This is a genomic window from Inquilinus limosus, assembly GCF_051487185.1.
In the GTDB taxonomy this organism is placed as follows: Bacteria; Pseudomonadota; Alphaproteobacteria; order DSM-16000; family Inquilinaceae; genus Inquilinus; species Inquilinus limosus_F.
Map to the genome: position 1 here is coordinate 17,067 of NZ_JAHVDK010000034.1, position 12,816 is coordinate 29,882.

Annotated in this window: 14 protein-coding genes; 9 read left to right on the forward strand and 5 right to left on the reverse strand. The window is 71.4% G+C overall.

Annotated features, from left to right (window positions below):
• Positions 1-188: 188 nt before the first annotated feature.
• On the reverse strand, positions 189-1,082 hold the full coding sequence (locus tag KXR53_RS30130; protein ID WP_437379242.1) for a fructose bisphosphate aldolase: 894 nt from the start codon (positions 1,080-1,082) through the stop codon (positions 189-191).
• 219 nt (positions 1,083-1,301) lie between these two features.
• Between KXR53_RS30130 and KXR53_RS30135 the strand changes: the two genes are divergently transcribed.
• From KXR53_RS30135 to KXR53_RS30170, 8 genes are all read left to right on the forward strand, one after another.
• Positions 1,302-2,921, forward strand: a complete 1,620-nt coding sequence (locus tag KXR53_RS30135; RefSeq protein WP_437379244.1) for an ABC transporter substrate-binding protein — start codon at positions 1,302-1,304, stop codon at positions 2,919-2,921.
• A 122-nt stretch (positions 2,922-3,043) separates the two neighbouring features.
• Positions 3,044-3,301 carry a type II toxin-antitoxin system prevent-host-death family antitoxin gene (locus KXR53_RS30140; protein WP_437379246.1) on the forward strand — a complete coding sequence of 86 codons (258 nt, stop codon included), beginning with the start codon at positions 3,044-3,046 and terminating at the stop codon, positions 3,299-3,301.
• 326 nt (positions 3,302-3,627) lie between these two features.
• Entirely contained in the window at positions 3,628-4,377 is a 750-nt protein-coding gene (locus KXR53_RS30145; RefSeq protein WP_437379248.1) for a methyltransferase domain-containing protein, read from the forward strand.
• 242 nt (positions 4,378-4,619) lie between these two features.
• Positions 4,620-5,231 (forward strand): putative adhesin, encoded by a 612-nt coding sequence (locus KXR53_RS30150; RefSeq protein WP_437379250.1) that lies wholly within the window; start codon positions 4,620-4,622, stop codon positions 5,229-5,231.
• A gap of 183 nt (positions 5,232-5,414) precedes the next feature.
• The gene (locus tag KXR53_RS30155; RefSeq protein ID WP_437379252.1) at positions 5,415-6,128 is read left to right on the forward strand and encodes a hypothetical protein; all 714 of its coding nucleotides are present in this window, start codon (positions 5,415-5,417) and stop codon (positions 6,126-6,128) included.
• A 298-nt stretch (positions 6,129-6,426) separates the two neighbouring features.
• Entirely contained in the window at positions 6,427-7,407 is a 981-nt protein-coding gene (locus KXR53_RS30160) for an ABC transporter permease (RefSeq protein WP_437379254.1), read from the forward strand.
• A 208-nt stretch (positions 7,408-7,615) separates the two neighbouring features.
• Positions 7,616-8,446 carry an ABC transporter permease gene (locus tag KXR53_RS30165; protein ID WP_437379256.1) on the forward strand — a complete coding sequence of 277 codons (831 nt, stop codon included), beginning with the start codon at positions 7,616-7,618 and terminating at the stop codon, positions 8,444-8,446.
• Positions 8,443-9,279 (forward strand): ABC transporter ATP-binding protein, encoded by an 837-nt coding sequence (locus KXR53_RS30170; protein ID WP_437379258.1) that lies wholly within the window; start codon positions 8,443-8,445, stop codon positions 9,277-9,279. Before KXR53_RS30165 ends, KXR53_RS30170 begins: the two co-directional genes overlap by 4 nt.
• A 14-nt stretch (positions 9,280-9,293) precedes the next feature.
• On the opposite strand, the gene KXR53_RS30175 is transcribed toward KXR53_RS30170, so the two are convergent.
• The 3 genes from KXR53_RS30175 to KXR53_RS30185 are packed head-to-tail and all read right to left on the reverse strand — an operon-like array spanning position 9,294 to position 11,159.
• On the reverse strand, positions 9,294-9,653 hold the full coding sequence (locus KXR53_RS30175) for a VOC family protein (protein ID WP_437379260.1): 360 nt from the start codon (positions 9,651-9,653) through the stop codon (positions 9,294-9,296).
• Between the two features lie 27 nt (positions 9,654-9,680).
• The gene (locus KXR53_RS30180; protein WP_437379262.1) at positions 9,681-10,532 is read right to left on the reverse strand and encodes a helix-turn-helix domain-containing protein; all 852 of its coding nucleotides are present in this window, start codon (positions 10,530-10,532) and stop codon (positions 9,681-9,683) included.
• A gap of 42 nt (positions 10,533-10,574) precedes the next feature.
• Complete coding sequence (locus KXR53_RS30185; RefSeq protein ID WP_437379264.1) at positions 10,575-11,159, reverse strand: DUF6506 family protein; 585 nt, start codon at positions 11,157-11,159, stop codon at positions 10,575-10,577.
• A gap of 118 nt (positions 11,160-11,277) precedes the next feature.
• On the opposite strand from KXR53_RS30185, the gene KXR53_RS30190 reads away from it, so the two are divergent.
• On the forward strand, positions 11,278-12,174 hold the full coding sequence (locus KXR53_RS30190; protein WP_437379266.1) for a LysR family transcriptional regulator: 897 nt from the start codon (positions 11,278-11,280) through the stop codon (positions 12,172-12,174).
• A gap of 5 nt (positions 12,175-12,179) precedes the next feature.
• Here KXR53_RS30190 and KXR53_RS30195 read toward each other — a convergent pair whose 3' ends face one another.
• Complete coding sequence (locus KXR53_RS30195; RefSeq protein ID WP_437379268.1) at positions 12,180-12,725, reverse strand: methylated-DNA--[protein]-cysteine S-methyltransferase; 546 nt, start codon at positions 12,723-12,725, stop codon at positions 12,180-12,182.
• Positions 12,726-12,816 lie beyond the last annotated feature (91 nt).

A 12,816-nucleotide genomic window follows, 5' to 3' on the forward strand; every position in this document is an offset into this window, starting at 1 on the left:
ACCAGCCCCGACGATGCGCTTTGGTCACGAATTGTTCTGGCCGGCTGGGGGCCTTCCTGCCCATCCCTCACCGTCATTGCGAGGAGGCGAAGCCGACGAAGCAATCCAGGGGCCACGCCGAGCGGCCCTGGATTGCTTCCCCCGGCTCAAGGCCGGGGTCGCAATGACGGTGTCGGGTGTTGCAGCCCTTAGCTCTGGACAGACGCCTGGTAGATCTGGTCGACCGAGGCCGCGATCGCGGCGTTGAACTCCGCGTCGCTCATGTCGCGCTTCAGGTCCTCGACCAGGGCGCGCGAGAAGCTGGCGATCATGCCGGGGTTGGCGGCCAGGCGGCGGCAGGCGTCCGCGCGGGTGTAGCCGCCGGACAGCGCCACCACCCGGGCCGCGCCCTTGTGCGCGATCACCTCCGAATAGAACCCGGGCTCCTCCGGAAGGGTCAGCTTCAGCATCACCTGCTGCCCGGCTGGCAGCGCGTCCAGGCCCTTCAGGATCTCGGCCCGCAGGATCCGCTCCGCCCCGGCCTTGTCGGGGCTCTTGATCAGCACCTCGGGCTCGAGGATCGGCATCAAGCCATGCGCGGCGACCTGCGCCCCCAGCTCGAACTGCTGCGCCACCAGCGCGGCGATGCCGCTCTGCGACGCCAGGTTGGCGACCGAGCGCGCCTTGGTGCCGTAGATCCCCAGCGCCTTCGCCCGCTCCAAGAGCGGGTCCAGCCCCGGGATCGGCTTCATCAGGCTGACGCCGTCGGCCTCGGGCTGCAGCCCCTTGTCGATCTTCAGGAACGGCACGACGCGGCGTTCCTTCCAGAGGAACTCAGGCACCGGCCTGCCCTCCGCCTGCCCGTCCATGGTCTTCTCGAACAGGATCGCGCCGATCACCTTGTCGCCGGTGAAGGCCGGCGCGGTCATGATCCGCACCCGCATCTCATGCATCAGCCGGAACATCTCGTCGTCGCCGCTATAGGCGCTGTCGGGGATGCCATAGAGGCGCAGGGCGCCGGGCGTCGATCCGCCGCTCTGGTCCAGCGCGGCGATGAAGCCGGGCTTCTCCAGCATCTGCGCCGCCATCGCGCTATGAGCCATGTTGCTATCCTCCCTGGATCGGGCAGGGGCGGGAGGTCGGGCCTCGACCGCGTGCCTGTGGGCTGGCCTCTGTTGTGGCACGCTGGCCGCGGCCGACGCAACTTCTCCGGCCGGCTGATCCGGAATTCACGGCAACCCTTCGTCCTTTGGAAGGGATTGTACTTGTGACGGCTTTCCGCTCGGCTAGACTTCCCGCCCGTCGCAAGAGGTGCTGCCGCCATGCCCGTCCGGTTTCCGCTGTCCCGTCGTGCCCTCCTGTCCGGCGTCGGCATGACTGCCGTGGGGGCGGCGGCGTCGGCGCTGCGCCCGCGCGGCGCCTGGGCGCAGGACCCGATCAGGGGCGGCACCCTGACCGTCGCGGCGGACACCGAGCCGCGCAACCTCAACCCGGCGCTGGTCGCCTCCAACGGCGTGTTCTACGTCGCCAGCAAGGTGGTCGAGCCGCTGGCCGAGATGGCCTATGACGGCAGGCTGACCCCGGTGCTGGCCACCGGCTGGGACGGCAGCGCCGACGGCCGGACCGTCACCTTCACCCTGCGCGACGGCGTCACCTGGCACGACGGCCGGCCCTTCAGCGCGGCCGACGTCGCCTTCTCGGCGACCGAGCTGTGGGCCAAGCGGCAGAATCTCGGCCGGGTGGTGTTCAAGGACCTCGAGGGGGTGGACACGCCGGACCAGCGCACCGCCGTGTTCCGCTTCCGCCAGCCGACGCCGCTGCAGCTGATCGAGAACGCGCTGCCGGCCCTCACCGCCGTGGTGCCGAAGCACCTGTTCGAGGGCACGGAGATCGACAGCAACCATCACAACGAGCAGCTGGTCGGCACCGGCCCGTTCCGGTACCGCGAGCATCGGCCGGGCGAGTACTATCTCTTGGAGCGGAACCCCGACTACTGGAACCGCGGCCTGCCCTATCTCGAGCGCATCGTCTACCGGGTGCTGCCGGACCGCGGCGCCATCGCCGCAGCGCATGAGGCGGGGGAGATCCAGCTCTCCGCCTTCTCCGCCGTGCCGCTGGAGGAGCTGGAGCGGCTGAAGGCGCTGCCGGACATCGCGGTGGTGCGCAAGGGGTACGAGGGCATCACCTACCAGCTGACGGTCGAGATCAACCATCGCCGGCGCGAGCTGCAGGATGTCCGCGTCCGCCGCGCCATCGCCCATGCGATCGACCAGTCCTACGTGGTCGGCACCATCTTCCGCGGCTATGCCGAGGCCGCGACCGGCCCGGTGCCGAAGACGGGCGTGCCCTTCTACACGCCGGACGTCGCCACATATTCCTACGACCCGCGCAAGGCCGAGGCCCTGCTGGACGAAGCCGGCTTCCCGCGCCGCGACGGCGGCGCCCGCTTCGCCCTGCGCCTCTTGCCGGCGCCGTGGTTCGAGCAGACGCGCCAGATGGGCGACTATCTGCGCCAGGCGCTGCAGGCGGTGGGGATCGACGTCACCCTGGTCACGAACGACGCGGCGGGCCACACAAGGGCGGTCTACACCGACCACGCCTTCGATCTCGCGATCGGCTCGCCGGTCTACCGCAACGACCCGGCGATCTCGACCACCATCCTTTACCGCGGCGGCCTGCCTTCCGGCGTGCCCTTCTCGAACCAGTACGGCTACGATGACCCGGCGATGAACGACCTGATCGACCGCGCGGCGGTTGAGCTCGACCGCGGCCGGCGCATCGACCTCTACCAGCAGTTCCAGCAGCGCGCGGCCGACCAGCTGCCGCTGATCGTGGCGGCGGAGTTCACCTTCATCACCGTGGCCAGCCGCCGCCTGCACAACATCGCCACCAATCCGAGATGGGCGACCTCATCCTGGGCGGATACGTGGATGGAGGGGTGAGGGCGGTTTTGGCTACCTCCATCGTCATTGCGAGCCCCGAAGGGGCGTGGCAATCCATAGGTGGCGCCGAGGTTGACCACAGGCCGGTGTGGTAGCGTATCTCCATCGAAACGGAGGGCCGCATGCCGATCAACACCCTCTCCAGACGTGAATTCATCCGGCACCCCGGCCGAGCCAGGACGCTCGCCGGCGACGGCCCAGTGTTCATCACCGATCGCGGCCGGCCCGCCCATGTGCTGATGACGATCGAGGAGTACCGTAAGCTGACCGGCGGCGGTCGCAGCATCATCGACATGCTGACGATGCCGGGCCACGAGGATATCGAGTTCGAGCCTCCGCATCTGACCGATCCGCTGCACCGGCCGGCCGACCTGTCCTGATGTTCCTGCTGGATACGAACGTCGTCTCCGAATTGCGGCAGGCGACCTTCGGCAAGACCGACAAGGGCGTGTCACCCGGAACGTGTCCGACTTCGCACCGACCGGCGTTCGGGTTCTCAATCCGTGGGATCTGGCACGGTGAGGTACTATGGGCCGGATACACTTTGTGGGATCGCGACGAGGGCGCAGCGGACGAATGCGGTCGCTGATCTCCACTATACGATCTTAGGGCGTGAATTCATAAACGGGTTGCCGGGTACCGACCCATTGCAGGCCTGCTCCGGCTTGTGGTTAGGGATCATGGGCCCGCCATGGAGAACTAAGACATGGCCATCGGAGGTGAGTTCACTCGCCGGCTGCTGAACGACGCCGGGATCGCCGGCGGCATGCGCGTACTCGACGTCGGATGCGGATCGGGAGATGTCACCCTGCTTGCGGCGGAGTTGGTCGGACCGACCGGCGCCGTCGTGGGCGTGGATCACGAGGCCGGAGTGATCGCGGCGGCGCGCGACCGCGCCGGGAGCGAGGGGTTCAGCCACGTAGCCTTCGAAGTGGCCGATCTCGCGAGTCTGTCCGACCTGGGCGTGTTCGACGCGATCGTCGGACGTCGGGTGTTGATGTACCAGCCCGACCCCGTGCAGGCGCTCCGAAACCTGCACCGATTCCTGCGGACCGATGGCCTGGTCGTTCTGCAGGAGCACGACACCACCATGGTGCCCGCGAGCGTCCGGCAGATGCCTCTTCACGCCATGGTGCAGGGCTGGATCAAGCAGACGCTCGAGCGAGAAGGCGCCGACACCCACATGGGTTTCCACCTGCATGAGGCGCTCACCGCCGCGGGCCTGATGGTCGAGCAGGTGCGCGCGGAGCCGATCGTGCAGACGCCGACGCAGAAGTACCCCGTGGGCGCGATCATTCGCGCCATGCTCCCGAGGATCGTGCAGCACGGAGTCGCGACCGAAGAAGAGGTCGACATTGAGACGCTGGACAGCAGACTCGACGCAGAGCGCCTGAGCACGGGTGCGACCTATGTGGGTGACGTCATGTTCGGAGCCTGGGCCAGGAAGCGGACCTAAGTCTGCCCGCGCCCTCCCGCGATTTTGCTGATGTGGTGCGCATAGCGCATCGGCTTTTCTCTTTTCGACACTCCTGTGAAATCTCGCCGCACGTCGCCCGGCGATCTCGGAAAGTCTTCATTCCATAGGCGCGATATCATATGGATCGGGCATCCATGACGATGCCGGCCCGTCGTGCACGCCCTGGCCCGATCGCCACTGCGGGCGTCCCGTCGGGATCGGCGAGACGGAAGGAGACACGCGTGCCCCTGATCCAGAACATCGTCGGCGACCATCTGCGGGTCTGGACCCGGACCGCCGGCCGCCCAAGCACCCAGGCCTGCGGGATCTCCGCGCACGGCACCGATCTCAGCCCCGGTCGCACCCTGCGCGCCCCGGATGTCACGCTGGTCTACTACACCCCGCACGGCATCACGCTGCCGGACCCGAGCCTCGAACGCTTCACCGCCGGGGCGCTGCGCCAGGTCGAGACTCTCCGCACCGCCGACTCGCCGGACTACGCCCTGTCGAAATACACGAACTCGCGGGCGGAGGGCGGCCGGCGCCACAACCAGGGCGGCGAGAGCTATGCCAGCGTCGGCGCGCTGCCCGAGACCATGGCCGCCAAGGCGCAGACGGCTCGGGACAACGCCGCCGCTTTCCGCAGCGCTGGCCAGGAGAGCTACGCCCTCTCGCTTGAGGATGATGCGGCCCTCTACGCCAAGGGCTGCCAGTACGACGTGGTGACCATCCGCAACCGGGCCTGGCGCACCTCGCTCAACCCGCTGACACTGTCCGAGGTCATCACCACGCTGTGGAACGCCGGCTACCGCTACAGCACGATCCATTGCGTGTTCTGCCGCGGCGGCGGCTGAGCGGCTGTTCGGGATCGCGCCGGGAGCATGATCGAGCGGTTTCTGGTCGGGGGCGCCGCCTTTGCAGACCGGCGTCATCGCGAGCCCCCGTGGGGCGTGGCGATCCAGCCCGCGGTGGGGCAGGGCGCGAGTGGGTGCATCGTCCAGTTGCGTTAGCCTGCGATTTTGTTCATGATATGTTCCATGGACATGGCGCAGACTGATGACGAGGCGGGCGAGGCCCGACCGTCCGATCCCGACCTGAATTGGACGGGGTGGGCGCTGGACAAGCTGCGCGAGGTGGTCGAGATCGACATCCGCTGCAAGCGGCTGACCGAGCGGCAGCAGCAGGCGACCCTGGCAGGGCCGGAGGAGCCGCCGGACTTCCCGCTGATGCAGTCGCGCCTGTCGCGCTCGATCCGGCTGTCGATCGCGATGGCCGAGCGGATCCGCGGCGACTACCTGCACCGCCGGGCCGAGGGCGAGGAGTCGGGGGCGCTGGAGCGCCGCCGCCGGCGGCGGGAGCAGGCCGTCAAGGCCGTGGTCGAGGCGGTCGCGGCCGCCGAGGCTGCGGACCTCGCCATGGCCGGCGAGATCGTCGACCCCGAGGAGACCGAACGCCTGCGGTCCGAGGTCTGGGAGAGGCTGACCGAGGACGAGGTGCTGGACGTGCAGCTCGACACGCTGTCGGCCGGTGAATTCGTGCGGGAGGTCTGCCGCTGGCTCGGCCGCCGGCTGGACCCGAGCCGGTTGCCGCAGGGCTGGGACGATGTCGCCGGGGCCAATGACAACGCCGGCTCGCCCGGCGCGAGAACGGACGCCGTCGCCGCAGACGCCGGGGATGGCTGGCCTGAACAGCCGGACGCGGCCGACGACGGCCGCCCGCCATCCATGCCCGCGAAGCTGGACAGCAGTTGAGTGTCGGCGCTGCCGCGAGATGCTTCTGCTCATAAAGGCCCGGTGGTTTTTGCCGCTCCCGCTTGCGGGAGAGGTCGGAGGCGCTTGCGCCTCCGGGTGAGGGGAGGGTGTCGAGGCCAGTGCCCGCCCTCACCCGGTCTCGCTGCGCGAGCCCGACCTCTCCCGCCAGGCGGGAGAGGTGACGCCCAAGCCGGGACCGTTTTGGCGTCTTTCCGCGACGACGGGACGGCCCACAACCCCGTGGCGTTCCGGATTCACCGCGCTAAGCTGCGCCTCCCGCGGATCCCGGAGCCGCCCGATGAAGTCGCTCCTCGTCCGGCGCCTGGTCCAGGCGGTGCCGGTGCTGCTGATCGTCGTCTGCCTGGCCTTCCTGCTGCTGCGGCTGGCGCCGGGCGATGCGGTCGATGCGCTGGTGGTCGAGATGGGCGGCGGCGACCCCGGGCTGACCGCCCGGCTGCGCGCCGATTACGGGCTCGACCAGCCCTGGCCGGTGCAGCTCGGCCTCTACCTCGCCCATGTCGCGCGGCTCGACCTCGGCTGGTCGGTCGGCTTCTCGCGGCCGGTGCTCGGCCTGGTGCTGGAGCGGGCGGGCAACACCGCGCTGCTGATGGCCGCGGCCCTGGCGCTGGCGCTCTCCACCGGCATCCTGCTCGGCGTCGCCGCCGCCCAGAGCCATCTGAAGGGGCGGGGCTGGGCCGACACGCTGATCACCGGCTTCGGCCTCCTGCTCTACGCCATGCCAGGCTTCTGGATCGGCCTGATGCTGATCGTCGTCTTCGCGGTCAAGCTGCGCTGGCTGCCGCTGGCCGGCCTCGCCACCGTGCCCAGCTTCGACACCGGCTGGGCCTACGCCGCCGACGTCGCCCGCCACCTGGTGCTGCCCACCGTGGCGCTGTCGCTGATGTATGTCGCCGTCTATATGCGGCTGATGCGCGCCGGCATGCTGGAGGTGGCGGGCAGCGACTTCGTCCGCACCGCCCGGGCCAAGGGCCTGTCGCCGCGCCGCATCACCTGGCGCCACATCGTCCGCAACGCCCTCCTGCCCATGGTCACGGTGTTCGGCGTCCATTTCGGCATGCTGCTCGGCGGCAGCGTTGTGATCGAGAGCGTCTTCGCCATCCCCGGCCTCGGCCGCCTGGCCTATGAGGCGGTGACGAAGCGCGACCTCAACCTGCTGCTCGGCATCATCCTCGCCAGCGCGGTGATGGTGATCCTGGTGAACCTGCTGGTCGACCTGCTCTACGCCCGGCTGGATCCGCGGCTGAGGGGGGCGAGATGACGATCGCCTGTTTCTCGGGGCAAGCGAGATTGCCTCTCCCGCCGGACGCGGGAGAGGTCGGGCTCGCGTCAGCGAGACCGGGTGAGGGCTGGTCCCGGCCTCGACAAAATCCCCTCACCCGGAGCCGCTTCGCGTCTCCGACCTCTCCCGCAAGCGGCAGAGGCAACCGGAGCGCGCGATCCCCGCTCTGCCGCCCGGAGCGATCCTGATGCCCGTGCTGCGCCGCTTCCTGGCCGACCGCAACGGCCGGCTCGGCCTATTTGGCCTCCTGCTCGTGCTCGGCATGGCGCTCTCCGCCGGCTGGCTGTTCCCGGGCGACCCGCTGGCCGTCACCGGCCCGGCGCAGCTGCCGCCCTTCCAGGACCCGGCGCATTGGCTCGGCACCGACCGGCTCGGCCGCGACGTGCTGGCCCAGCTGTTCCACGGCGCCCGGGTGTCGCTGCTGGTCGGCGCCGCGGCCGCCGCCGTGGCGGTCGGCATCGGCCTCCTCATCGGCACCGCGGCCGGCGCTCTCGGCGGCTGGGCCGACGAGGCGCTGATGCGGCTGACCGAGGCGTTCCAGACCGTGCCCAGCTTCGTCCTGGCCTTGGCGCTGATCCTGGTGCTGGGCCCGTCGCTCGGCCATGTCGTCCTCGCCATCGGCCTCGGCGCCTGGCCCAGCCCGGCCCGGGTGGTGCGGGCCGAGATCATGGCCCTCTCGCGCCGCGACTTCGCCGAGGCCTATCGCGCGCTCGGCATGGGCTGGCTGGAGATCGCCTTCGCCCGCCTCCTGCCCAACGCGCTGGCGCCCGTCCTGGTGCTGGCGACGGTGATCACCGCCAGCGCCATCCTGATTGAATCGGCGCTCTCCTTCCTCGGCCTCGGCGATCCGAACCGGGTCAGCTGGGGCAGCATGATCGCCGACGGCCGCGCCGTGCTGCGCAGCGCCTGGTATCTCTCCGCCATTCCCGGCCTCGCCATCGTCCTCGCCGTGCTGTCGGTCAGCCTGCTCGGCGAGGCACTGACCGCGGCGCTGGACCCGCGGCGGATACGGCGGTGACCGCCGGCCTGCTCTCGATCCGCGGCCTGACCGTCGACTATTTCGGCGAGGGCGCGGCGGCGCGCGCTGTCGACGGCATCGATCTCGATCTGAACCGGGGCGAGACGCTGGCCCTGGTCGGCGAATCCGGCTCCGGCAAGTCGACCGTGGCGCTGGCGCCGCTCGGCCTCTTGCCGCCCAACGCCCGCGCCGCCGGCTCGATCCGGCTGGCGGGGACGGAGCTGCTGGGCCTGCCGGAAGAGGCGCTGCGCCCGATCCGCGGCCGCCGCATCGGCATGGTGTTCCAGGAGCCGGCGACCTGTCTGAACCCGGTGCTGACGGTGGGGGAGCAGGTGCGCGAGGTGCTGGAGGCGCACCGGCTCGGCCGCGGCCGGGCGGCGCGGGCGCGGGTGGCGGAACTCTTGGTCGAGGTCGGCATCCCCGACCCCGCCGCCCGGGCCGGGGCCTATCCGCACGAGCTGTCGGGCGGCCTGCGGCAGCGGGCGATGATCGCCATGGCCCTGGCCGCCGATCCTGAGGTGCTGATCGCGGACGAGCCGACCACGGCACTCGACGTCACCATCCAGGCCCAGATCCTCGACCTGTTCCGCAGCCTGCGCGACCGCCGCGGCATGGCCGTGCTGCTGGTCACCCACGATTTCGGCGTGGTGGCGGAGCTGGCGGACCGGGTGGCGGTGATGCAGGACGGCCGGGTGGTCGAGACCGGCCCGGCGCGGCAGGTGCTGGACGCGCCGCGGCACGGCTATACCCGCCGGCTCCTGGCTGCGACCCTGTCGCTCGACGCCCCGCCGCGCTGGACGGCGCCGCCCGAGCCGGCCGGGGACGGGCCGTGACCCGGACCGCCGCCTCACCTCATGCACACCGCCTCGACATTGTTGCCGTCCGGGTCGATCAGGAAGGCGGCGTAGTAGGTCGGGCTGTAGTCGGTGCGCAGCCCGGGCGCGCCGTTGTCGCGGCCGCCGGCGCCCAATCCCCGGGCGTGGAAGCGGTCGACCGCCGCCCGATCGGGCGCGCGGAAGGCGACATGCGTCCCGGCGTCGGCCGTCGCGGACCGGTACAGCCACAGCGCCGGCGCGCCGGCCGGGCCGAGCCCGGCCTCGGCTTCGCCGCGGGAGCACAGCTCATGGCCGAGGGGCGACAAGACAGCCTCGTAGAAGCGCAGGCTGGCGTCGAGGTCGCGGACCTTCAAGCCGATATGGTCGTACATGTCGGATCCTCCGTGGTGGGACGGAGGTCATCCTGCGGCGGGCAGGGCCAGCCTTTCTTGGAAGATCTTGCGGTCGCCTCTGGCCGCGCGGCGGAAGCGCTGCGGCGAGACGCCGGCGGCGCGGTGGAAGCTGCGCACGAAGTTCGACAGGTCGCCGAAGCCGACCTCATACGCGATCTCGGTCACCGGCCGCGCCTCCCCTGCCAGCAGGCGGGCGGCGCGGCGCAGCCGGGCCCGCAGCAGGTACTGGTGCGGGGTGACGCCCAGGCTCGCGGCGAAGACGCGCAGGAAGTGGAACGGGCTCAGCCCCACCGTCCGGGCGGCGCCGCCCAGGTCGATCGGCTGGTCGGCGTTGGCGTCGATCCACAGCGCCGCCTCGACCGCGCGGCGGCGGTCGCGCGCCGCCGGCTCGGCCCGGCGCCGCTGCCGCCCGGCGACGAGGTCGACGAATCGCACGGCGAAGGCGATGCCCACCTCGTCCAGCCCCAGGTCGCTGTGCCCCTCGGCCGCGGCCTGGGCCAGCTCGCCCAGCACCATCAGCCCGGGCAGCGGCGGCAGCGCGCCGGCGCGCCAGGCGGCGCGGTCGTCGCCGATGGCCTCGACCAGCGCCGGCGCCAGCTCGAAGGACAGGCATTCGTCGCCGCCATGGTGGTGCTCATGGGTGCAGGTGAACTCGTCGCCCGGATGGCCGACCAGCACCGACCCCGTCACCAGCTCGTCGACCCGGCCCAGCTGCCGGCAGCCGAAGCTGCCGCGCCGGACATAGGAGACGGAGTAGCCGGTGTGCAGCTCGGTGAAGGGCCGGTCGCCCGGCCCGGCGCTACACCGGTAGTCGTACACCGTGATCGACGGGTGCTGCAGGATCGTCTCGGCGGGCATGCTTCGACTCTGCGCCCGGCGGCGCGGCCGGGCAACCCCGGGTCAGCCGGCCAGGACCTCGGCGCCGTAGCCGACCGATCCGACCGGGCAGCGTCCGTCCACCGCCTCGATCACCCGCGACACCGCGGCGGAGTCGAAATCGCCGAACAGCTCGATCAGCGTCACGCCTTCCGCGACGAGGCCCGTCGCGATCCGGGCCGCGGCGTCGGCGTCCGGCACCGCGACCATCGTGGTGTGGTGGCCGTCGCGCTCCCGCACCGTCCGGTCGACGGCCGGGTCGGCGCCGGGCTCCAGCGAGATCAGCGCCTCGCGGCCCGGCCGGCCGGCCTCGAACCCCGCCTTGTAGGCCGCGACGCCGGTCAGGGACTCGAAGGCGTAGGCGACGGATCCGACCACCGCCCGGCCGGCGACCGCCTCGGCCACCCGGGCCCGCCACGGCAGCGCGAAGCCGCCGCACAGGGCGATGCGGTCGACGCCGTCGTGCGCCAGCGCCGCCGCGATCCGCGGCGCGTCCTTCGGGTCCGACAGGCCGATGATGGTCATGCGGCCGCCCGCCCGCTCGCGCGTGATCCGGTCGGTCGCGGGGTCGGCATCGATGCCGAGATAGAGGAAGGCTTGGTTGCGCATCGTCCTGCTCCTGTCCGGCGGCAGGCGCCGCCTGCGGGTTCGATGCCCAAGACATGGCAAGGCGGACTGATCGACGGAATTGGTGAAGTTTTCACGAAAATGATCGAAGATATCGATCATGCTCGACGCGCTGACCTTGGACCAGATGCGGGCCTTCGTCGCCGTGGCCGACGCCGGCAGCTTCCGGGCCGCGGCCGTCCGCCTGGCCCGGGTGCAGTCCGCGGTCAGCCACGCCGTGGCCAATCTGGAGGCGCAGCTGGGCGTCGCCCTGTTCGACCGCAGCGGCCGCCGCCCGGTCCTGACGGCGGAGGGGCGGGCGCTGCTGGCCGACATGCGCGCCATCCTGCTGAAAGCCGACCTGCTGCGCTCCCGCGCCAAGGGGATGGGCGAGGGGGTGGAGCTCGGCCTGTCGATCGCGGTCGACCCGCTGTTCCCGGAAGACCGGCTCGCCACGGCGCTGGCGGCGATGCATGCGACCTTCCCTTCGGTCGGAGTGCGGCTGTGGCCAGCGCCGCTCGGCGCGGCCGAGGCGGCGCTGCGCGACCGGCGCTGCACCCTGGCCCTGACCACGGCCGGAATCGCGGATCCGCGGATCGAGGCCGAGGTCGTGCTGACCCTGCCCTTCGTCGCCGTCGCAGCGCCGGCCCATCCGCTGGCCGCCCTCGGCGACCGGCCGCTGTCGGCCGCGGTGCTGGCGGACCACCTGCAGATCGTGGTCGAAGACCCGTCGGCCCTGACCGGGGGCCGCGACTTCGGGGTGCTGTCGCCGGGTACCTGGCGGGTCGGCGACCTGCCGACGAAGCGCGCCCTGATTCGGGCCGGGCTCGGCTGGGGCCGCCTGCCGGCCTGGCTGGTCGAGCGCGACCTGGCGGAGGGGTCGCTGGTGCGGATCCCGGCGGGTGCGCTGGGCCGTCAGGGCGAGGAGGTGATCGCCGCCGCCCTGGCGCACCGGATCGAGGACCCGCTCGGCCCGGCCGCGCGGCGGCTGCGCCAGACGCTGCTTCAGGCCGGCTGACCGGGTCAGAGGTCGAACAGCGACGCCTGGGCGGCGGCCGCGGCGCCTTCGATCCGCAGCATCCGCAGCTTGGTGTCGACCCCGCCGGGGGCGGAGAAGCCGCCGGGCTTGCCGCCGGCCGCCAGCACCCGGTGGCAGGGCACGACGATCGGGAACGGGTTGTGCCCCATCGCCTGGCCGACATCGCGGGCCAGCAGCGGGTCGCCCAGCTGCTTGGCGATCTCGCCATAGGTCATGGTCGATCCCGGCGGGATGCTTCGGGCGATGGCATAGACCCGGCGCTCGAACTCCGGCACGCGGTCGAGGTCGAGCGGCGCGGCCGACAGGTCGGCGGGCTCGCCGCGCAGCAGCGCCGTGATGCGGTCTATGATCTGCCGGATCTCGGGCGTCGGCGTACCTTCCTCGGCGCCGGGGCAGCGCCGCAGCAGCCGGGCGCGCGTCGTCGCGGCGCTGGACCCGGGCAGCTGGACGCCGGTGATGCCGCGCGGGCCCCAGGCGATGCCGCAGGTCCCGAGCGCGGTCTCGAACAGGGTGTAGAGATGCTCGCTCATGGGTCGGATCCTACCACCGGCCGTCCGGCCCGGCCGCCCGATCCTTGCGGTCAAATCGCGGAAATCGGACCCGCATGCCGAAACGCGACCT

What these genes read in the sequence shown, in the direction of transcription:
- KXR53_RS30135 (WP_437379244.1), top strand. Translation starts at nt 1,302, where the DNA reads ATGCCCGTCCGGTTTCCGCTGTCCCGTCGTGCCCTCCTGTCCGGCGTC.
- KXR53_RS30165 (WP_437379256.1), top strand. Translation starts at nt 7,616, where the DNA reads ATGCCCGTGCTGCGCCGCTTCCTGGCCGACCGCAACGGCCGGCTCGGC.
- KXR53_RS30195 (WP_437379268.1), bottom strand. Translation starts at nt 12,725, where the DNA reads ATGAGCGAGCATCTCTACACCCTGTTCGAGACCGCGCTCGGGACCTGC.
- KXR53_RS30180 (WP_437379262.1), bottom strand. Translation starts at nt 10,532, where the DNA reads ATGCCCGCCGAGACGATCCTGCAGCACCCGTCGATCACGGTGTACGAC.
- KXR53_RS30175 (WP_437379260.1), bottom strand. Translation starts at nt 9,653, where the DNA reads ATGTACGACCATATCGGCTTGAAGGTCCGCGACCTCGACGCCAGCCTG.
- KXR53_RS30145 (WP_437379248.1), top strand. Translation starts at nt 3,628, where the DNA reads ATGGCCATCGGAGGTGAGTTCACTCGCCGGCTGCTGAACGACGCCGGG.
- KXR53_RS30160 (WP_437379254.1), top strand. Translation starts at nt 6,427, where the DNA reads ATGAAGTCGCTCCTCGTCCGGCGCCTGGTCCAGGCGGTGCCGGTGCTG.
- KXR53_RS30185 (WP_437379264.1), bottom strand. Translation starts at nt 11,159, where the DNA reads ATGCGCAACCAAGCCTTCCTCTATCTCGGCATCGATGCCGACCCCGCG.
- KXR53_RS30140 (WP_437379246.1), top strand. Translation starts at nt 3,044, where the DNA reads ATGCCGATCAACACCCTCTCCAGACGTGAATTCATCCGGCACCCCGGC.
- KXR53_RS30190 (WP_437379266.1), top strand. Translation starts at nt 11,278, where the DNA reads ATGCTCGACGCGCTGACCTTGGACCAGATGCGGGCCTTCGTCGCCGTG.
- KXR53_RS30155 (WP_437379252.1), top strand. Translation starts at nt 5,415, where the DNA reads ATGGACATGGCGCAGACTGATGACGAGGCGGGCGAGGCCCGACCGTCC.
- KXR53_RS30130 (WP_437379242.1), bottom strand. Translation starts at nt 1,082, where the DNA reads ATGGCTCATAGCGCGATGGCGGCGCAGATGCTGGAGAAGCCCGGCTTC.